Origin of the sequence: Microbulbifer weihaiensis, from assembly GCF_048323715.1 — a bacterium.
Taxonomy (GTDB): Bacteria; Pseudomonadota; Gammaproteobacteria; order Pseudomonadales; family Cellvibrionaceae; genus Microbulbifer.
Genome location: NZ_JBLWFL010000010.1, coordinates 96301 through 116376, shown reverse-complemented (window position 1 = coordinate 116376; position 20076 = coordinate 96301). Strand labels below are relative to the sequence as shown.

The following is a 20076-nucleotide window of genomic DNA, read 5'->3' as shown; positions in this document are numbered from 1 at the left end:
GACAGGCCGGAACCTTTGCCGTGAGCACCACAATCAAACAACTGCGCGCCTTTGTTGCGGTCGCCAGCACCCGCAGCCTGGCCGACGCCAGCGCCCGCCTGCACATCTCCCAACCCGCCCTATCGGTCGCCATCAGAAACCTGGAAGCCAGCGTCGGCGGCCCCCTGTTCAACCGCGAGAGCCGGCAATTGAGCCTGACACCGGAGGGGCAGCGTTTCGCCGCCCGCGCCGAACAGCTGCTGGAGAACTGGGACAAGTCTATCGAGGAAATCCAGCGCCAATTCGCACTGGAGCGCGGGCGGCTCGCCATCGCAGCCATACCGGCCTATGCGCTGAACCGGCTGCCGCCCCTGCTGGCCCGGTTCCACCGGCTGCACCCGGAGGTGGATCTGGCCCTGGAAGACATCGTGATGGAGCAGGTTCTCGCCGCCGTGCGCGACGGACGGGCGGAACTCGGTATCACCTTCCGGCCGGATGATCTGGCCGAGCTCGCATTCGAACCGCTGGAAGACAGCCGCTTTCACGCGGTTCTGCCGCCGGCCCATCCACTTTCCACGCGTAAAACCCTGCGCTGGGCCGATCTTACGAGCCTGCCGTTTATCGCGATGAATCGAGGCTCGGCGGTGCGCCGCTGGACTGAAGCCGCCTTCTCAGAGTGCGGCAAACCGGCGCACCTGTTCTGCGAAGCGTATCAGCTCAGTACCATTGGCAAGCTGGTGAAGGAAGGTTTGGGTGTGAGCGCCATGCCCGCGCTGTGCGTGCCGCAGATGGCGGAATACGGACTGGCGAGCATTCCCCTTGCCACCCCCGCAGTCAGCCCGCAGTTGGGTGTCGTATTTCGCAGCCACGGCGCACTGTCTGCACCCGCCCGCGCCTTCCTGCAAATGCTGAAGGAAGCGCGTGGGCACTGACAAACATCCTGTAAAAAAATGGCCCGCGTTCGGCGGGCCATTCGATATCAACAATACAGCTACTGCAGTGTGATTATTGCGCGGTAGCGCGCAGCATCCACGCGGTTTTCTCGTGTACGCGCATGCGATCAGACACCAGCGCAATGGTGGACTCGTCGTCACCTTCCTGCGCCGCCTTGAGTACGTCACGGCAGGTTTTAATCACCTGTTCGTGCCCCTGGGTCAAAATGCGCACCATTTCCTCAGCCGCCGGCACTTCCTCGGTTTCCTTGATGGAACTCAATTCAGCGAACGCTTTGTATGTGCCCGGGGCAACCACATCCAGGGTACGGATGCGTTCGGCGATATCATCCACAGCCGTGGCCAATTCCGTGTAGTGCTCTTCGAACATCAGATGGAGCTCGCGAAACAGGCGTCCAGTGACATTCCAGTGGAAATTGTGCGTTTGCAGGTAGAGGGTATAAGAATCTGCCAACAGGCGTTTCAGGCCCTGCGCAATTTCCTCGCGATCTTTGGCGCCGATACCAATATCGATGTTGCTCATTATCAACCTCTCTTGGTCGTTTTCAATTCCGTTTATCAGCTGAAACCACACGATCCAACAGTATTGCGCAACAGTCACTGACGAACCACTGCATACGCGTGACATGCGTCAATTGGCGTGCTTATCAACCACCGGCGCCATAAATGGCAGCGATCGCAGTGCATCGCCACCAGCCAATAACGCCGTTGGGCAATATATTAGGGTCGACACCAGGCGTTTAAAATTGATTACGGGTATCGGCCCTATAGATACTCGCAATAGCGATTGCAGGACAACATCATTGACACCCCGAATCCCACGCATGGGATTCAAAGGCCGGGGCTGCGCTACCCCTGCTCAGGCTGGGCTGTGGCCATATACAGAATCAACGCCTGGAAATCCTCATCCGTACAGCTATAACACAACCCCGCCGGCGGCATGGCCTTGAAGCCATTGCGCACGTGGGTAACGAGTGTATCCATACCCTGTTCCATACGCGGACCCCAGGCTACCACGTCCCCGGTTTTCGGAGCACCAACCACGCCGCGGTCGTGGCAGCTGCCACAGGTTTGGCGATAGGTGTCCAGTAACTCAGGAGCAATATGCACGGTATCAATTTCTGTGGTCGGCTCGGTCTGAACCTCCACCGCCGCGGTATCGTGCGCTCCGCTCACCTGGGACTGCTCGGCAACCTGCGCAGGCTCCTTGCTGGAGCAAGCGGCGATGAGCAACCCAAAAACAGTGATGATCGATATTTTATGAACACGTGAAATGCGCGAGTAACCAGACACAGCTATCCCCTTGTGGTTGTTATGAGAAGGCCCATTAAGGCGTGACCCTGACGGAAAAATCACTCTGCCTTTTGTAAAGCCTTGGCGCACACAGGGCAAGCACTGTTTACAGAGAGTGTGAGGGAGCGCCACTCGAGACTGGCGGCTTCAAACAGTTGCAGCCGGTTCAGACTGGATACGGGCAGGTTCAGGAGAAACTTCAATGCCTCCAGCGCCTGCATACTGCCAACGATGCCGAGTGCCGGGCCGATAACCCCGACTGTTGAGCAGTTTTCCGCTTCGGGCAGGTCCGTATCCGCGGGGGCGGGAAACAGGCACGCATAACATGGACTCGATGCGGATCTGAAATCGAAACTGACCAACTGCCCGGAAAAACCCCGTACCGAAGCCATCACAACCGGTGTTGACGACTCGAAGCAAACCCGGTTGATGATATGGCGAATGGCGAGGTTATCGGTACAATCCAGCACCAGGTCAAGCGCCCCCTCGGCCAACTGCGCGGCCAGCCATTCCTCATTCGCCATGCGGCAGTGCGCATGCACAACGATTTCCGGATTGGCGGCGGTTAGCTGTTGCGCTGCTACCAGTGCCTTGTCTTTTTCCCGATGGTTGGTTTTATACAGAATCTGCCGCTGTAAATTGGAAATTTCCACTCTATCGCCATCGACAAGGTTTAGCTCGCCGACACCGGCAGCGGCCAGATACAGGGCTGCAGGGCTACCAAGACCACCGAGGCCTACAACCATCACTTTGGCCCTGGCCAGCTTTTCCTGCCCCGCCTCCCCGACAGGCGATAACATGATCTGGCGACTGTAGCGCTGTAGTTGTTTGCGGCTTAACACGATGGAAAACCCCGAGATTTCAGTCCTTCAAGATTGTTCTAAACTGCGCGACGGCCCGATGATAATCCGCAGCCTGCGTTACCGCACTCACCACGGCAATACTGCCGACCCCCGTCGCCGCCACCCCAGGTGCCCGCTCCAGGTCAATACCACCAATCGCCACCAGCGGATAATCGGGCAACAGGCCGACCATACGCTTGAGTTTTTCCAGCCCCTGTAACTGACCACTCATGTCTTTGGTGTTGGTCGCGTATATTGCACCAAGCGCCAGGTAGCTGGGCCGATACTCGTAAGCGTACAGCAATTCGTAAAAGCCGTGGGTACTGATACCGAGCTTCAAGCCCGCCTGCTGGATAGCGTTAAGGTCTGCCGCCTGCAGATCCTCCTGCCCGAGATGCACACCATAAGCCCCGTATTCGATGGCCCACAGCCAGTGGTCATTGATAAACAGGCGCAGGTCGTATTGCCGGCCGACGTCGATTGCCCGCCGGATCTGCTCGCGCACCCCGCCATCCGCGCTCTTGATCCGCAGCTGCAGCGTCCGCACGCCAGACTGAGCCAGTTTTTCCAGCCACTCTACGCTATCCACCACCGGATAGAGACCGAGTTGCCGGCTGTCCGGGTGGGCAAATTCAGCCGCAAACCGTTTCGCCGCAGTTCCATCAAAAACACCGTACCGTTTTGCCCGGTCGCTCGCTTTCAGCAACACCCGGGGGAAATCCTGCAATTCTGTCGGCCAGCCGCAGTGGCCCACAGGGCCGGCACCTGCCCCGATCTGTTCGCCATCGGCGAGGCGCAGGCCGCGGCGCACATAGGCATTCGCTACCATACACGCATCTTTCAGCGGGTATCCTTTTGCCAGAAGCGCGGCAACGGCTGACGACAGGCTACAGCCAGTACCGTGGGTATTGTCAGTTGCGATGCGGTCGCCGATAAACCAGTCCTCACTCCCCACCGCGCCGCTGCAGAGCAGATCCGCGGTCGTACCCGGTTCGATCTCAAAATGCCCACCAGTAACCAGCAGCGCGGTCGCATGCTCTCCCCGTACCTTGCGCGCCGCCTGGAGAATGTCCGCGGCGCTTTCCAGCCCGGATTCAGCACAGCCCGCCAGCCAGGCCAGCTCGTGGGTATTCGGTGTTATCAGGTCGCACAGCGGCAGAAGCTCTTCGAGCACCAAGGCACCGGTGCTGTCTTCCGTCAGCCTGGCGCCACTGGTTGCGATGGCAACCGGGTCGTAGACCACTGGAAGATGCAAACCATTGCGTTTCATTGCGCGCAGGAAGTTGGCTACCAGTTTTACCTGGTCGCTATTGGCAAGCAGGCCTATTTTTATCGCAGCGGGCTTAAGGTCGGCGAACAGCGCGTCCAGCTGCGATTGCAATACACCGTCCGGCACGGCGTTGATGGCGGGCACCCCAAGACTGTTCTGCGCCGTATTGGCAGTGATGGCACAACAGCCATGCACACCGAGATCGTGCGCTGTGAGGAGATCCGCCTGGATACCCGCACCGCCCCCGGAATCACTGCCGGCGATAATCCATATGATCGGACGCGACGAATTTTCCGTTGTCATTGTTATTCTCCCGCATCTGCCAGCGCAGTTTGCTGCCAGAACGGCATGTCCAGCGTGGGCGTGCTGGGGCTCGCGGTCTGCCGCTGCAACATCAGCCCAGCATTGTGCGCTGCACGGCCGGACTCAACCGCGAGCCGGAAGGCGTCTGCCATCAGCACCGGGTTCCGCGCTTTGGCGATGGCGGTGTTCAACAGGACGGCATCGAAACCCATTTCCATCGCTTGCGCCGCCTGCGACGGCGCACCGATACCCGCATCGATGATCAGCGGCACCCCGGGCAGCCGTTCGCGCAGCGTGCGCAGGTTGTACTTGTTCATCAGTCCCCGGCCGGTACCGATCGGCGCTCCCCAGGGCATCAACACTTCGCACCCTGCATCCAGCAATTTCTGGCAAACCACCAGATCATCGGTGCAGTATGGCAATACCTTGAACCCGCGCCTGACCAGTTCACGGGCGGATTCGACCAGTCCAAAGGGATCCGGTTGCAGGTTGTAATCGTCACCGATCACTTCGAGCTTGAGCCAGTCGGTAGCGAATATTTCCCGTGACATTTCCGCCAGGGCGACCACTTCTTTCGGCGTTTTACAGCCGGCAGTATTTGGCAACAACTGACAGCCGGACTCCTGAATGTAGGCCCAGAGCATTTTCCCCTGCTGCTGTTCCGGGCTCTGTCGGCGCAGAGAGAGGGTAATGATTTGCGCCCCGGAGGCGGCGACGGATTCGCGCATAATGGCCGGGGATGGATAAAGTGCAGTGCCTACCAAGAGGCGGCTGTCAAAGCGCTTTCCGTACAGATTGAGCTGATCCATGCTCACCCCCCCACAACCGGGGCGACGATATCCAGGTTGTCGCCTTCGCTCAATGAGGTGTCTCCATACAGCGTTCGGGCGACAAATTCGCCATTTAAAGCGACCGCAAAGGTTTCGCCGATATATCCCAAAGCCTGCAGTAAGCCGGCTACGGTAGCGCTGCCATTTTCCAGTGTTACTCGCTCGCCATTGACCAGTATTTCCATCAGGTCACCTGTAAAGTCTGTTGATAAAGTTGGGTTTCGATCTGCTGTACCAGGGCTGGTGCAAGCAGATAACCGTGCCGGTAGAGTCCGTTCACCCGAATAAGCCCCGGTTCCTTTTTAAGCACAGGCAGGTTGTCCATGGTGGCGGGCCGGCAGTTGACCCGGGTTTCGATAACCCGCGCTTCGGCAAAAGCCGGGTGCACTGAATAGAGCGCTGACGAGAGCTCCATGCTGGAGCGCAGGGAAATCGGTGAGAGGTCATCGCTTTCAATTTCCGTGGCGCCAATAACAATCTGGTTGTGGGCACGAGGAACGGCATACAGTTGATAACGCGGATGCAGTAGCCTTATCGGCCGCTGGAAGTGGATTTCCGGGGTTTCCACGACCATGACTTCACCGCGCACGCCGCGCAGGCCTTTTACCGCGTCCCTAGCTCCCAGACCACGGGCATCAATTACGTAATCGAACCGCTCAGATCCGCCGCCATGCAGGATCTCTCCGGGCAGGCACTCGACGGGTGTATGCTCGCGCAACTGCGCCTTGTGCCGTTTGATTTCGATCAACAGTGCGGGCAATAGTTTGCGGTTGTCGATGTCTGCTTCGCTGGCGAGATACAGGCCCTGATCGAAACGTTCAAGGTTGGGCTCCAGGTTTTCCAACTCGGATCCCTCCAGCAATTGAAAATGCCGTTGGCTGTCGCTGCCAAGTCTGGCGATGAGCTCCTGCTGAAATTGCAGCAGTTCCGTTCGATCTTGCGGGTGGGCGACAAGGATGCTGCCGGACTGCCGGTAATCCACCGGGCTTCCGCCCTGTAGTTGCAGTTCTTTCACCCACTGCGGCCAGATCCGCAAGCTCTGTAGACCGAGTTCGTAAACAGGCAACGGGCAATGAACCAGTTCCGAAAGCGGGGCAATCATGCCTGCAGCCGCGTGGCAGGCGCCCAGAGGCATGTCAAAACTCCCGCTTTCAAACAGGGTGATCGCATGCCCTTTTCCAGACAAGCGCCAGGCGAGGAGCCGGCCCATTAGCCCCCCACCTGCGATCGCGATATTTAGTTCGGGTCGTACCAATTTTCTGTTCCGAGGTTTGTGATCGGCAAGTTTCGAGCGGTAGCGCTACGGGGAAGCCTTCGCCAGACACGCCGTAAACCCATCCCTGGGGGCTCTTCTAAAACATCCCTGTTTTAGAAGGTCTGGCGAAGGCTTCCCCGTATCACTACCTTCCCATCTAGCTCCAGTAGTTTCGATCAGGTGCGAATTTATGCTTTGTGATAAATATCGCTGCCCAGCTCCTTGAACTTGATCGACATCTCTTCCATCCCCTTCTCCGCCTCCTGCTTTGCCGCATATTCCCTGACATCCTGGGTAATTTTCATGGAGCAGAACTTCGGGCCGCACATGGAACAGAAGTGAGCGACCTTGCCAGACTCTTTCGGCAGGGTTTCATCGTGGTACTGGCGTGCGCGCTCGGGGTCGAGGCCGAGGTTGAACTGGTCTTCCCAGCGGAATTCGAAACGCGCCTTGGAGAGTGCGTCATCACGCATTTGCGCGCGGGGATGCCCCTTGGCGAGATCCGCGGCATGGGCGGCGATTTTGTAGGCCATAAGGCCTTCTTTGACGTCTTCCTTGTTCGGCAGGCCCAAATGTTCTTTGGGGGTTACATAGCACAGCATGGCGCAGCCCATGCTGCCGATCATGGCAGCACCGATACCGGAGGTAATGTGGTCGTAGCCGGGGGCGATGTCGGTGGTCAGCGGGCCAAGGGTATAGAAAGGCGCGCCGTGACAGTGCTTCAGCTGCTCATCCATGTTTTCTTTGATTTTATGGATGGCAACGTGGCCCGGGCCTTCGATCATGCACTGGACATCGTGCTTCCAGGCGATTTCGGTGAGTTCGCCGAGGGTGCGCAGTTCGCCGAACTGGGCTTCGTCGTTGGCGTCGGCGATGCAGCCCGGACGCAGGCCGTCGCCCAGTGAGAAGCTGACGTCGTAGGCTTTCATGATTTCACAGATTTCCTCGAAGTGGGTGTAGAGGAAATTTTCCTTGTGATGAGCGAGGCACCATTTGGCCATGATGGAGCCGCCGCGGGAAACGATGCCGGTGACACGTTTGGCGGTCAGGGGCACGTAGCGCAGCAGTACGCCGGCATGGATAGTGAAGTAGTCGACGCCCTGCTCAGCCTGTTCGATCAATGTATCGCGGAAGACTTCCCAGGTGAGGTTTTCGGCAATGCCGTCGACTTTTTCCAACGCCTGGTAAATGGGTACGGTACCGATGGGTACAGGGCTATTGCGCAGGATCCATTCGCGGGTCTCGTGGATGTTCTGGCCGGTGGAGAGATCCATAACGGTGTCGCCGCCCCATTTGATGGACCAGACGAGCTTTTCCACTTCTTCTTCGATCGAGGAGGTCACCGCGGAGTTGCCGATGTTGGCGTTCACTTTGCACAGGAAGTTGCGCCCGATGATCATCGGTTCCAGTTCGGTGTGGTTGATGTTCGCGGGAATGATTGCGCGGCCTTCGGCCACTTCACGGCGCACAAACTCCGGGGTAATTTCCTGCGGAATATGGATGCCTTCGCGGGCTTTCTGGTAATCAGTGTCGGTCAGTTGCGCCGTCAGTTTTGCACGGCCCATGTTTTCGCGGATGGCGATAAATTCCATTTCGGGGGTGATGATGCCCTGACGGGCGTAGTGCATCTGGGTGACGTTTTTGCCGGCTTTGGCTTTGCGCGGTGCAGGCAGGTTTTCAAAGCGGATGTGATCGAGTCCCTGATCGGCCATGCGTTTCTGGCTGTAGGCGGCCTGGCGGGTCTCGAGGATTTCAGTGTCACTGCGCGATTCAATCCATGCCTGGCGCAGTTTTGGCAGGCCGTCGCGCACGTTGGGTTTGTAGTCGGGGTCGGAGTATGGGCCTGCGGTGTCGTAGACCTGCAGTGGTTCATTGGGCTCGAATACAGGGTTTTGCTCGTCGCCACCAACGAGACTTTGGCCAAGGCAGATTTCACGTACGCCGACTTTGAGCCCGGCGGTTTCGCCTTCCAGGTAGACTTTGCGGGAGTTGGGAAATTGCTGCGCGGTAAGGTTGTCGAGAAATGCTTTCGCGCGCTCACGTTGCGAAGCTCGGCTCGGTTTACTGGTGTTATTTGTTGGTTCGGCGACCTGAGACATGCTGACCCCTTGCATTTTTATCCATGGATGGATTGCCGGGGATGCAGGTGAGGTGAGCAGTTTTCACGCGCAAAAGCTAAAAAATGGCGCACGAAAATAGTAGCGAATTCAGATCTTGTTCCCTACGCGGGGGTTACCCCGATCAGGTTCAACGGATCTCGCAACAGCGATCTCAGCCCAAAGGCACTCCGACAAGTTGGGGCGGAGTATAGGGGATATTAACTTGGATCGCCAAGATTGTGTGTGTGCACGCGGCTCTATACGTGATCTTGCAGCGGGCCTGCCGCCGGGTGTTGGTTCGCCAGACACGAGCTAGGCGCCCCCCCATAACCCATCCATGGGGGCTCTTCCGCGAGGTCCCTCTCGCGGAAGGTCTGGCGAACCAACACCCGACGTCAGTCACTTCTCATCGATTGACGTGTTTCAATCGAACTCAAATCACCAACGTTTTCTGGTAACTCATTTCACGGATGGCATAACGCACGCCTTCCTTACCCACGCCACTTTCTTTCACCCCGCCAAACGGGAAGTGCTCAGCGCGGAAGCCAGGGCCGTCGTTGACGGCGAGCAGGCCGACGTCGAGCTGGTTGTACAGGCGTTTTGCCAGTGCCAGGTTCTGGGTAAATACGCCGGCCTGCAGGCCGAATGGCGAGTTGTTGATCAGCGCAACGAGCTCCCCTTCGTCATCAAATTTACGCAGCGGAACCACCGGGCCGAAGGTTTCTTCCGCGACCAGTGCGGCGTCATCCGATACGGATTCGAGGATGGTCGGCCACAGGATATTGCCCTCGCGGCGGTGGCCAAACAGCACCCGTGCGCCGGCATTTACAGCGGCTTCGATGCGGCCTTCCACTTCGTCGGCAGCGGCCTTGTGAATCAGCGGGCCGACGAAGGTGTCGTCTTCTGCGGGGTTGCCGACCTTGAGTTTTTCCGTTGCGGCGACGAGTTTTTCTGCAAAGGCGTCAAACACTTCACTGTGCACAAACAGGCGCTTGGCTGCGGTGCAGCGCTGGCCGGCGGTGGCGAAGCGCTGGTTGATGGTGGCAGACACTGCTGCGTCCAGGTCGGCATCGGGCATGACGATCAGCGGGTCGTTACCGCCCAGTTCGAACAGCACTTTCTTATAACCCGCGTTGGCGGCGATGGCGTTGGCCGCGGCGGTGCCGCCGGTAAAGTTGATCGCCTGGATCTGCGGGTGGGAGACCGCATAGCTAGTGCCGTCGATATCGGGGATCAGCATCTGCAGTACAGACCGATCCATGCCTGCGGCGTAACACAGTTCCACCAGCAGCTCCGCTGAGCGCTTGTTCTGCGGACCCGGCTTGAACAGGATGGTGTTGCCTGCGGCAAACGCGGGGCCGATTTTGTGCAGCGCGATGTTGATCGGGAAGTTGAACGGGGTGATACACAGTACGGTACCGAGCGGCTTCCACAGCACCACCCCGATTTTTTCCCGCATCGGCGGGAAGGCGTCGGAGTCGAGTGCTTCGCCATTGATCGCGCGCGCTTCCATGGCACTGGCCATGGCGGTGTTGTAGGCGCGATCAATTTCCACCCGGCTGTCACTGATGGTTTTGCCGGTCTCTTCGGTGATCAGGCGCGCCAGGTCTTCCTTGCGCTCCAGCATCAGCTGCGCCAGCTTCAGCAGAATATTCGAGCGCTCGAAGGCGGGGGTGGCGAGCTGGACTTTGCGGCCCTCTACGAGTTGCGCAATGGTGCTTTCCACCTGGTCACGGGTGTGGAAGTCGTAGGCTTCGATCAGTTCGCCGCTGTAGGGGTTAATGATCTGATAATCGGCCATGGGAATACCTGCTTTAAGTTCTTTATTGTGCAATCAGCTGGTAGACGATACGTGCACCGGCCACCAGCAGCGCGATGCGCATTAATTTGAAAAACATTTCACTGTCAATGCGGTGTAACAGTGTCACACCGATACGGGTACCGATCACCGCGGCCACGGTCAGCAGCAGTATCAGTCCCAGGTGATCGGAAAACGCAAACCCGAGGTAGATGAACGCAGGAACCTTGAGCGCATGGCACCAGGCCTGCATGACGGATTTATTGGCGACGATCTCTTTCGGGGTCAGGTCCTTGCGGACGAAAAATGCCCCGAGCAGTGGATCCACTGCCCCGGCAAGAATACCCAGGGTTCCGGTGGCAATACCGACCCAGAAAAAGCCATGTGGCTTCAGGCGGATTTCCGGCAGTCGCTTTGGTTTGAACACGGTGTAGAAAATCAGCACCGCGAGTAACACCAGGGGCAATTGCTGCCAGTCGAGATTCGACAATCCCAGCGTCATTGCGGCCGAGCCGAGTGTGCAACCGACAAAGAACGGGATACACATGTCCCAGCGGATATGCTCACGCACATACACCACGCGGGCGAGGTTGTTGAGCAGCTGCACGGCGCCGTGAATCGGTACCAGCAGGCGCAGCGGAATGGCGACATTGAGTGCAGCAAACATCAGGATGCCGCCCGCCCCACCTGTCACTGCCGATATGAAAGCACTGATCACACAGACCAGTAACAGCAGCCCCAGCGTCAGGCTGGAAATATCACCCAGTTCCGCCAAGGCAGACCTCTTATTCTCGTCTTTGTATTGGATTGGTATCGAACCGAAGGGTTCTTTTACGGTGGCGCCAGTCTAGCTGCAGGACAGTGTCGAACCCAGTAGTCACGGGCCCCAGACCGGTTATTTAAGGACATGCAGGGCGCCGTCTGGCGCCTACATTACCCTTGAGTGGAGAGATCGCCAAGACCGGCACCCGAAGCCTTAACGCCATCGCCGCAAACGGATTGATCCAGAGCAATTCACAGAAGTCGGAGGCGGTCTAACATGAGTGCAAGACTGAACAATAAGCCAACAAGCACTCACGGCAACATGGCATGACCCAGGCACTCTCGCTAAAGGCATACCGAATGGGCATCGACACCCACGAGGAGCCACTGGTTTATATGCGCAAGGACTGCGCTATCTGCCGCGCAGAGGGCTATACCGCCAATGCGCGGCTTCAGGTTTCGGCCGGGGAGCGGGTGCTTATCGCCACACTGAACACCGTCGCGGAGGCCATACTGCCGCCCGGCAGGATCGGCTTTTCCGAAAGCGCCTGGGAATACCTCGCCCTGGAGGATCAGCGGCCGGTGTCCGTGCACCACGCTCCGCTGGTGCAGTCCCTCAGCGCCCTGCGCAAGAAAATCTACGGCCATACACTCGATGCCAAGGAAATGACCAGTATCGTCAGCGATATTGGCAAGCGGCTGTATTCTGATATCGAAATCGCCGGCTTCCTGACCGCCTGTGCCGGCGGCCGGCTGAACAGCGCAGAAACCATTGCGCTGACTGCCGCCATGGTAAACAACGGTAACTGCCTGCAGTGGCCGGAATACCCCCGGGTTTTTGATAAACACTGCATCGGTGGCCTGCCGGGGAATCGCACGACTCCCATCGTCGTGTCCATCGTCAGCGCGGCCGGATTGATCATACCCAAGACCTCGTCCCGCGCCATCACCTCCCCCGCGGGCACCGCCGATACCATGGAAGTGCTGACCAATGTCGATCTGCCACTGGATCAGTTGCGAACAGTCATAACCCGTACCGGCGCCTGCCTCGCCGCCGGTGGCGAGGTGGGGCTCAGCCCAACCGATGACCTGCTTATCCGTATCGAACGCGCGCTGGATCTGGACAGCGAAGGACAGCTGGTGGCTTCCGTACTGTCGAAAAAACTCGCCGCTGGCTCTACGCACATCCTTATCGACATGCCCGTGGGCCCGACGGCCAAGCTCCGCGACACTGGCCAGGCGCAGCGATTGCAGGCCCTGTTTGAAAGCGTGGCCGACGGCCTCGGCATCAAGGTTCGCTGCGTGATCACAGACGGCTCCCAGGCGATCGGCGCAGGCATAGGCCCGGCCGAAGAAGCCCGGGATGTTCTGAGCGTACTGCGCAATGCCCCCGGCGCGCCCGACGATCTGCGTGAGCGCTCACTGTTCCTGGCCAGCCAGTTGCTGTCGATGGCCAATGGCACTGACCAGACCCAGTCACTGCTGCAGGCGCGGGGCATCTTGAACTCCAGGCAGGCCTGGGAGCAGTTTCAGAGGATCTGCGAGGCACAGGGTGGATTGCGCGAAGTGCCGCTGGCCAACCACCACATAGAGCTGCGCAGCCACCGCACAGGCATTTTACAGGCTATGGACAACCGCAGACTGGCGCGCCTGGCAAAAGTCGCAGGGGCCCCATCATCACCGGTAGCAGGGCTGCGGCTACATGTAAAAGCAGGCGATGCGATCCAGCACGGGCAGCCTCTCGCCACGCTGTATGCGGAAACACCCGGTGAACTGGTTTATGCCCGAGAATATTTCCACCAGAACCGGGATCTGTTCGCGGTAGCCGCGCAAGTGCCGCAACAGGGAGATCAGCAAGCATGAACATCACTTTTCTCGGTGGCACCGGTACAGTTACCGGTTCGAAATATCTCGTCAGCATCGACAACGGCAACACCGAGTTTCTCGTCGACTGCGGACTCTACCAGGGCTATAAATGGCTGCGCGAACGCAACTGGGAAACACCCCTGTTCGACTATCGCCGCCTCAAAGGCATAGTGCTGACCCACGCTCACCTGGATCACTCGGGTTATATTCCCAGGCTTTACCAGCTGGGCTATCGCGGGCCGGTGATCTGCCACCCTGCCACCGCCGACCTGTGCTCGATCCTGCTTCCAGACGCGGGCCACATTCAGGAAGAAGACGCGCACTTTTACCAGCGTCACCAACTCGGCAAGCACGCGCATCCTCAACCTCTCTATACCGGCGATACCGCAGAGCAGTGCCTGAGCCTGTTCGAGACCGTTGAGTTTGGCCAGCCGTTTAAAATCGGCTCCGCGACTATCCACCTGCAGCCGGCGGGGCATATTCTCGGTGCTGGCAGTGCAATTGTGAATGCGGACGGCAAGCGGGTGGGCTTTTCCGGGGATGTGGGCCGCCCGGATGACATCATCATGCACCCGCCAAGCCCGCTGCCAGAGCTGGATCTGCTACTGCTTGAATCCACTTACGGCGATCGCCGGCATCCGCAGATAGACCACAGAACCCGCCTGGCGGAAATCGTGAATACCACCGCCAGTCGGGGTGGCGTGCTGCTGATCCCGAGTTTTGCCGTGGGGCGGGCGCAGACGCTGCAGTATTTGCTCCTCGGCCTTATGCGCGAAGAGAAAATTCCGAAACTGCCGATTTTTCTCGACAGCCCTATGGCCATCGATGCTTCCGAAATCTACGCCCGCTACCCGAAGCAACACCGCCTGAGCAGCGAGCACTGCACGTTCATGTGCCGTGGTATCCAGTACACACGCAGTGTCGACCAGTCGAAAGCGCTGGAAAATATTCAGTACCCCCACATCATCATCGCCGGCAGCGGTATGGCTACCGGCGGCCGTATTCTGCACCATATGAAAAGGCTACTGCCGGATCATCACACCACGATTCTTTTTGCCGGATATCAGGCCGGCGGCACACGCGGCGCACGCATGCTGGCCGGCAGCCAGAACGTGAAAATCCATGGGGAATATGTTCCCTGCAAGGCACAGGTAGAAATTCTGGAAGGACTGTCGGCCCATGCCGATTACGTGGAACTGGGGGACTGGTTGCGCCAGTCTGACCTGAAAGACGGCACCAGTATCCAGCTGGTGCACGGGGAGCCGGACGCGGCCGATTGCCTGAGACTCTATTTACAGGACAATACGCCATTCAACGTGCGCGTGGCGCGTTATCGGGAAATCCTGCGGCTTTGATCGCAGCAGTAAGTTCAAAAGCACACAGGGAAAACAACAACGGCAACCGAAGTTGCCGTTGTGAGTAAAGCCGCGGGGAAAGCGGATCAGCCGGTGATGTTGCCGTAGCTCATCAGGCGCTGGTAACGCTTTTCCAGAAGCTCATCCAGCGGCACGGCCGTTAGCTTGTCGAGCTGCGCTGACAGGCGATCGCGCAGGCGGGCGGCCATCAGATCCGGATCGCGGTGGGCACCGCCCAGCGGCTCGGCAATGGTCTCGTCGACAATACCCAGCTCTTCCAGAACACCGGAGGTCACCCCCATGGCCTCAGCCGCCAGCGGCGCCTTCTCCACAGTCTTCCAGATGATGTTCGCGCAGCCTTCCGGCGAGATCACAAAATAAGTGGAGTACTGCAGCATGTTGAGCTGGTCGCCAACACCAATCGCCAGCGCACCGCCAGAAGAACCTTCACCGATAACGGTACAGATGATCGGGGTGCGCAGGCGGGACATCACCGCCAGGTTCTTGGCGATCGCCTCGGAAATACCGCGCTCCTCACTGTCGATGCCAGGATAGGCCCCGGGGGTGTCGATCAGGGTCAGTACCGGCATCTTGAAGCGTTCGGCCATTTCCATCACGCGCAGAGCCTTGCGGTAACCTTCCGGCTTCGGCATGCCGAAGTTGCGCTTTACCTTCTCGTTTACGCTGCGGCCCTTTTCTTCCCCGATCACCGCCACCGGGCGGCCCTCGAGGCGTGCGATACCGGCGATGATCGCCTTGTCGTCGCCGAAATGGCGGTCGCCATGCAATTCATCCCAGTCGGTGAAGATGCGCTCGATATAGTCTTTGGCGTAGGGACGCTGCGGGTGGCGAGCCACCTGCACAACCTGCCAGGGCGACAGGTCGGAATAAATAGATTCGGTGAGCTTTTCGCTCTTGTCGCGCAGGCGACTGATCTCTTCGGCAATGTTGAGCTCGTTGTCGTCGCCCACATGCTGCAACTCTTTGATCTTGCCTTCCAGCTCTGCAATTGGCTGCTCAAACTCGAGAAAACTGAAGTTCATTATTTCGTGCCTTGAAACTCTTGAGGGCCAACTTAAGTGACGGAAAATGCGACCAAACATCGTCGATTAGTCGCAAAACAGCCCTTTACTTAAAAATGGCGGCTAGCTTACCGGGATAGAACCACTCAGTCGAGTGCACACCGCACGAACCACACTCCCGGATGACCAATTTGCCATGGCGCACTGGCGAAGTGCCGCCGGTTGAATATGGCGCAACCGGCCTCCGGTCATTGACGCTGAGTGTAGTCGAGTCGCACCCGCTCCCGACCGATGATCTCCCGCAATGACTGAATCAGCTGGTCGCTTGGCTCCACTTTCCATTCATCCGCCAAGCGGAAAAGTCCGCGCGCATCGCTGCGCTCCACTTCCACCGTCACCGGGCAGCTGCCGCCGACATATGGACGCAGGCAGGCACTGAGCCGCTGCCCCATGTTCGGCAGCGCTTCCGCGCTCGCCAGCTTCAGGGTTACACCGATTACGCTGCCGCTGCGCAGGTCATCCAGCGTGGACACGCTGTTGACACTCATCTTCAGGCCGCCGCTGTAATCGTCGTGGGAGATGGAGCCTTCCAGTACCAGCAGTGAGTCTTTCACCAGCTTTTCCCGGTGCTCCCCGAAGGCTTCACTGAACACGGCGGCTTCGATTCGGGCACTGCGGTCATCCAGGGTCACTATCGCCATGGAGTCGCCGCGCTTGGTCTTCATTACCCGCATACCCACCACCAGGCCGGCCACTTTCTGGTTTTCACGGCCGGGCTTCAGGTCGGCGATCCGCGCCTTGACCAGGTGCTTGAGTTCTTCCTCATACTCATCGATCGGGTGGCCGGTCAGGTACAGGCCAAGGGTGTTTTTCTCTCCTTCCAGACGCTCGCGAATGCTCCACGGGCGCGCGCGACGGAAGTCTTCGTACACGTCGCCGTCGGAAGCCGAGCGCACGACCTCGCCAAACAGATCCATCATCCCCGCGTTGTCATTTTTGCTCTGTTGCTCGGCGGCCTTTACCGCCTCATCGAGTGCGTTGAACATGACGGCACGGGAATAGTTGAGGCCATCGGCATCATCGGCACCGGGGCCGATGCTGTCCAATGCACCGGAGCGCACCAGTGCTTCCAGGGCGCGCTTGTTCACCTTGCGCGGGTCGATACGGGAGCAGAAATCAAACAGGTCCGTAAACGGGCCACCCTTTTCCCGCTCGGCGATGATGTTGTCGATCGGCCCCTCACCGAGGCCCTTGATCGCGCCGAGCCCGTAGATGATGCGGTTTTCGCCACTGTCGGAGACAGGAACGGAGAACTGGTAGCTACCCAGGTTTACATCTGGCGGCACCAGGTCCAGCTTCATCGCCCGGCACTCTTCGATGAACGTCACCACCTTGTCGGTCTTGTCCATATCCGAGGACATGGTCGCAGCCATAAACTGCGCCGGGTAGTGGGCCTTGAGCCAGGCGGTCTGGTAGGACACCAGCGCGTAGGCAGCCGAGTGGGATTTGTTGAAGCCGTAGCCGGCGAACTTCTCCACGAGGTCGAAGATCTTCATCGCCAGATCCGGATCCACACCCTGGGACTTGGCGCCCTCCTCGAAGGTACTGCGCTGTTTCGCCATCTCCTCCGGCTTTTTCTTACCCATGGCCCGGCGCAGCATGTCCGCGCCACCGAGGGTGTAGCCGGCGAGTTCCTGGGCGATCTGCATTACCTGTTCCTGGTAAACAATTACGCCGTAGGTGGGCTCGAGAATCGGTTTCAGTTTTTCGTGCTGGTACTTCGCGTCCGGGTAGGCCACCTGCGCGCGGCCGTGTTTCCGGTTGATGAAGTCGTCCACCATGCCCGACTGCAGCGGTCCCGGACGGAACAGGGCCACAAGGGCGATCATGTCTTCGAGGTTGTCCGGCTGCAGGCGCTTGATCAGATCCTTCATACCACGGGATTCCAGCTGGAATACCGCGGTGGTTTCGGCGCGCTTGATCAGTTTGAAGGTTTCTTCATCGTCCAGCGGCAGCGCTTCGATCACGAGCGGCTCTTTGCCCTCGCGCGCGCGCTGTTCGTCCACCATCACCTTGGCCCAGTCGATGATGGTCAGGGTACGCAGGCCGAGGAAGTCGAACTTCACCAGGCCGGCGTCTTCCACGTCGTTCTTGTCGAACTGGGTTACCAGGCCGGCGCCGGTCTCGTCACAGTAGAGCGGCGCAAAGTCGGTGAGTTTGGTGGGGGCGATCACCACACCACCGGCGTGCTTGCCGACGTTCCGCGCCACACCCTCGAGCTGCAGCGCCATTTCCCAGATTTCCTGGGCTTCTTCGTCGTTTTCCAGGAACTCCCGCAGTACATCTTCCTGGTCGTAGGCTTTCTGCAGGGTCATGCCCACATCGGGCGGGATCATCTTGGACAGCTTGTCGGCGAGACCGTAAGACTTGCCCTGCACACGCGCCACGTCGCGCACCACCGCCTTTGCGGCCATGGTACCGAAGGTGATGATCTGGCTCACCGCGTTGCGGCCATAGTTGTCGGCCACGTAGTTGATCACGCGATCGCGCTTTTCCATGCAGAAGTCGACGTCGAAGTCGGGCATGGAAACCCGTTCCGGGTTCAGGAATCGCTCGAACAGCAGGTCGTACTGGAGCGGATCCAGGTCGGTAATTTTCTGCGAGTAGGCAATCAGCGAGCCGGCACCGGAACCCCGCCCCGGCCCTACCGGGATGTTGTGATCCTTGGCCCACTGGATGAAGTCCATAACGATCAGGAAGTAACCCGGGAATCCCATCTGGATCACGATATCCAGTTCGAAGCGCAGGCGGTCTTCGTATTCTTTCTTGCGCGCTTCGTAATCCGGGGCCGACTTGTCGAGAATGGTCTCAAGTCGCTCATAAAGTCCGTCGAAAGAGATTTTTTCGAAGAACTCGTTTTCGGTCATGCCTTCCGGGATCGGGAACTGGGGCAGGAAGTACTTGCCCAGCTGGATCGGCGCGGAACAGCGGCGGGCAATCTCCACCGTGTTTTCCAGTGCCTCGGGAATATCCTTGAACAGCTCGTGCATTTCTTCCGGCGTACGCAGGTACTGCTCACGGGAATAGCGACGCTCGCGGCGCGGATCGTCGAGTGCGCGGCCCTCGCGGATGCACACCCGCACTTCGTGGGCTTCGAATTCGCTGTCCTCGAGGAAGCGCACGTCGTTGGTCGCCACCACCGGCAGATTCAGGCGGCCCGCAAGGCCAACTGCCGCGTGCAGGTACTCTTCATCACCCGGGCGCCCGGTGCGCTGGAGTTCGAGGTAGTACCGGTTGGGGAAAATACTCGCCCACTCCTGCGCCAGTGACTCCGCCTGGGCGGTGCGATTGGCAATCAGGGCGCGCCCGACATCACCGTATTTGGCCCCGGACAGCATCAATACGCCGTCTGCGTAGTCCTTCAGCCACTCGCGCTGGATGAACGCATGGCCGTGATACTGGCCTTCCATCCACGCACGGGAAATCAGTTCGGTGATATTCCGGTAACCCGTGGTATTCAGCGCGTACAGGGTCAGCAACGTGGGCTGCTCATCGCCGCCCTCGCGCAGCCAGAAGTCCGCACCGGTGATGGGCTTGATCCCGGCACCGAGGCAGGCGCGGTAAAACTTCACCTGCGCGTAGAAGTTGGTCTGGTCGGTGATCGCCGCCGCGGGCATCTCCAGCTCGGCAACGCGACCAATCAACGGCTTGATACGCACCAGACCATCGATCAGGGAATATTCGGAGTGGATTCTTAAATGTACGAAGGGTAGGGTCATGCTCAATATTTCTTTTCTTGCCCCGGAGGTATTTTGGGAGCACTGATCCGGGAACGCGGCGAGGCGGTAAACCTTTCCGGGACACGCGATGAATACATCCTTGTAGCTCTGCGCCGACATCCCTGTCGGCGAAGGTCCCGGAAAGGTTCACCACCTCGCCACTACGTGCAATTCTTAGATTCTAAATACTTCGTAAGCGCCCGATACAACCGGCACTAGCGACTCAAAATTTCTAACGGAGAAAAAACTCGCCGCAAAGGCGGAGAACCGGGTGCGGGCTTTCAGGAGCGTCGGCGACAGGACGTCGCCGCCGCAACGCCCAGGTATGGGTTTACAGTGGCCCTGAAAACCCGCACCCGGTGCTCCACCGCCACGAGGCCCGAACAAACCCGGGCCCAAATTCACCACAGGTATCGTATCGCAGCTAATCAGACCACCAAACACGGCGCATCTGCACCGCCCGCTCATGGCACTTCTGCAAAACCTGCCTTTTCTCGGTATTGCTCATCCGCCCCCACTGACTGATCTCAGTACCGGAACGGAAACAGCCCTCGCATATGTCCTCGCGATTCAACGCGCAAACCGACACACACGGGGATTTCACCGGGAACTCAAATGCGGGTTCAGGCTCTTTGTCCTTCACCCGGCTCCAATCGCTTTCCGCCATCGC

Annotated in this window: 16 protein-coding genes and 1 riboswitch; of the genes, 3 read left to right on the top strand and 13 right to left on the bottom strand. The window is 58.9% G+C overall.

The window, feature by feature from the left end:
* Positions 1-20 precede the first annotated feature (20 nt).
* The gene (locus tag ACNKU7_RS12855; RefSeq protein WP_418297393.1) at positions 21-911 is read left to right on the top strand and encodes a LysR family transcriptional regulator; all 891 of its coding nucleotides are present in this window, start codon (positions 21-23) and stop codon (positions 909-911) included.
* A gap of 73 nt (positions 912-984) precedes the next feature.
* Here the strand turns inward: ACNKU7_RS12855 and ACNKU7_RS12850 are convergent, their stop codons facing one another.
* The 10 genes from ACNKU7_RS12850 to ACNKU7_RS12805 all read right to left on the bottom strand — a co-directional run bounded on the left by ACNKU7_RS12850 (position 985) and on the right by ACNKU7_RS12805 (position 11397).
* Positions 985-1455: a Dps family protein gene (locus ACNKU7_RS12850; protein WP_418297392.1), complete on the bottom strand. Its 471-nt coding sequence runs from the start codon at positions 1453-1455 to the stop codon at positions 985-987.
* 326 nt (positions 1456-1781) lie between these two features.
* Entirely contained in the window at positions 1782-2165 is a 384-nt protein-coding gene (locus ACNKU7_RS12845) for a c-type cytochrome (RefSeq protein ID WP_418297391.1), read from the bottom strand.
* A gap of 119 nt (positions 2166-2284) precedes the next feature.
* Positions 2285-3067 (bottom strand): HesA/MoeB/ThiF family protein, encoded by a 783-nt coding sequence (locus ACNKU7_RS12840; protein ID WP_418297390.1) that lies wholly within the window; start codon positions 3065-3067, stop codon positions 2285-2287.
* 19 nt (positions 3068-3086) lie between these two features.
* The gene (gene thiE, locus ACNKU7_RS12835) at positions 3087-4640 is read right to left on the bottom strand and encodes a thiamine phosphate synthase (RefSeq protein ID WP_418297389.1); all 1554 of its coding nucleotides are present in this window, start codon (positions 4638-4640) and stop codon (positions 3087-3089) included.
* Between the two features lie 2 nt (positions 4641-4642).
* On the bottom strand, positions 4643-5449 hold the full coding sequence (locus ACNKU7_RS12830) for a thiazole synthase (RefSeq protein ID WP_418297388.1): 807 nt from the start codon (positions 5447-5449) through the stop codon (positions 4643-4645).
* 2 nt (positions 5450-5451) lie between these two features.
* Positions 5452-5655, bottom strand: coding sequence for a sulfur carrier protein ThiS (gene thiS, locus ACNKU7_RS12825; protein WP_418297387.1), 204 nt, complete (start codon positions 5653-5655; stop codon positions 5452-5454).
* On the bottom strand, positions 5655-6725 hold the full coding sequence (gene thiO, locus ACNKU7_RS12820) for a glycine oxidase ThiO (RefSeq protein WP_418297386.1): 1071 nt from the start codon (positions 6723-6725) through the stop codon (positions 5655-5657). The genes thiS and thiO overlap by 1 nt, the downstream gene beginning before the upstream one ends.
* A 188-nt stretch (positions 6726-6913) precedes the next feature.
* Positions 6914-8824 carry a phosphomethylpyrimidine synthase ThiC gene (gene thiC / locus ACNKU7_RS12815; RefSeq protein ID WP_418297385.1) on the bottom strand — a complete coding sequence of 637 codons (1911 nt, stop codon included), beginning with the start codon at positions 8822-8824 and terminating at the stop codon, positions 6914-6916.
* A gap of 102 nt (positions 8825-8926) precedes the next feature.
* Positions 8927-9025: riboswitch (TPP riboswitch) on the bottom strand.
* 232 nt (positions 9026-9257) lie between these two features.
* On the bottom strand, positions 9258-10625 hold the full coding sequence (safD, locus tag ACNKU7_RS12810) for a sulfoacetaldehyde dehydrogenase SafD (RefSeq protein ID WP_418297384.1): 1368 nt from the start codon (positions 10623-10625) through the stop codon (positions 9258-9260).
* Positions 10626-10647: 22 nt separating this feature from the next.
* Positions 10648-11397, bottom strand: a complete 750-nt coding sequence (locus ACNKU7_RS12805; protein ID WP_418297383.1) for a sulfite exporter TauE/SafE family protein — start codon at positions 11395-11397, stop codon at positions 10648-10650.
* Positions 11398-11711: 314 nt separating this feature from the next.
* On the opposite strand from ACNKU7_RS12805, the gene ACNKU7_RS12800 reads away from it, so the two are divergent.
* Positions 11712-13247 carry a thymidine phosphorylase family protein gene (locus tag ACNKU7_RS12800; protein WP_418297382.1) on the top strand — a complete coding sequence of 512 codons (1536 nt, stop codon included), beginning with the start codon at positions 11712-11714 and terminating at the stop codon, positions 13245-13247.
* Positions 13244-14605, top strand: a complete 1362-nt coding sequence (locus ACNKU7_RS12795; protein ID WP_418297381.1) for an MBL fold metallo-hydrolase RNA specificity domain-containing protein — start codon at positions 13244-13246, stop codon at positions 14603-14605. The genes ACNKU7_RS12800 and ACNKU7_RS12795 overlap by 4 nt, the downstream gene beginning before the upstream one ends.
* 86 nt (positions 14606-14691) lie before the next feature.
* On the opposite strand, the gene ACNKU7_RS12790 is transcribed toward ACNKU7_RS12795, so the two are convergent.
* From ACNKU7_RS12790 to ACNKU7_RS12780, 3 genes are all read right to left on the bottom strand, one after another.
* Entirely contained in the window at positions 14692-15648 is a 957-nt protein-coding gene (locus ACNKU7_RS12790) for an acetyl-CoA carboxylase carboxyltransferase subunit alpha (protein WP_418297380.1), read from the bottom strand.
* A gap of 227 nt (positions 15649-15875) precedes the next feature.
* On the bottom strand, positions 15876-19406 hold the full coding sequence (gene dnaE / locus ACNKU7_RS12785) for a DNA polymerase III subunit alpha (RefSeq protein ID WP_418297379.1): 3531 nt from the start codon (positions 19404-19406) through the stop codon (positions 15876-15878).
* A gap of 424 nt (positions 19407-19830) precedes the next feature.
* A complete protein-coding gene (locus ACNKU7_RS12780; RefSeq protein ID WP_418297378.1) occupies positions 19831-20073 on the bottom strand; it encodes a DUF1289 domain-containing protein in 243 nt (80 codons plus the stop codon).
* Positions 20074-20076 lie beyond the last annotated feature (3 nt).

Excerpts from the sequence above, each read along its gene's own strand:
- ACNKU7_RS12850 (WP_418297392.1), bottom strand. The coding sequence starts at position 1,455 with ATGAGCAACATCGATATTGGTATCGGCGCCAAAGATCGCGAGGAAATT.
- thiE (WP_418297389.1), bottom strand. The coding sequence starts at position 4,640 with ATGACAACGGAAAATTCGTCGCGTCCGATCATATGGATTATCGCCGGC.
- ACNKU7_RS12830 (WP_418297388.1), bottom strand. The coding sequence starts at position 5,449 with ATGGATCAGCTCAATCTGTACGGAAAGCGCTTTGACAGCCGCCTCTTG.
- thiS (WP_418297387.1), bottom strand. The coding sequence starts at position 5,655 with ATGGAAATACTGGTCAATGGCGAGCGAGTAACACTGGAAAATGGCAGC.
- thiC (WP_418297385.1), bottom strand. The coding sequence starts at position 8,824 with ATGTCTCAGGTCGCCGAACCAACAAATAACACCAGTAAACCGAGCCGA.
- safD (WP_418297384.1), bottom strand. The coding sequence starts at position 10,625 with ATGGCCGATTATCAGATCATTAACCCCTACAGCGGCGAACTGATCGAA.
- ACNKU7_RS12800 (WP_418297382.1), top strand. The coding sequence starts at position 11,712 with ATGACCCAGGCACTCTCGCTAAAGGCATACCGAATGGGCATCGACACC.
- ACNKU7_RS12795 (WP_418297381.1), top strand. The coding sequence starts at position 13,244 with ATGAACATCACTTTTCTCGGTGGCACCGGTACAGTTACCGGTTCGAAA.
- ACNKU7_RS12790 (WP_418297380.1), bottom strand. The coding sequence starts at position 15,648 with ATGAACTTCAGTTTTCTCGAGTTTGAGCAGCCAATTGCAGAGCTGGAA.
- dnaE (WP_418297379.1), bottom strand. The coding sequence starts at position 19,406 with ATGACCCTACCCTTCGTACATTTAAGAATCCACTCCGAATATTCCCTG.
- ACNKU7_RS12780 (WP_418297378.1), bottom strand. The coding sequence starts at position 20,073 with ATGGCGGAAAGCGATTGGAGCCGGGTGAAGGACAAAGAGCCTGAACCC.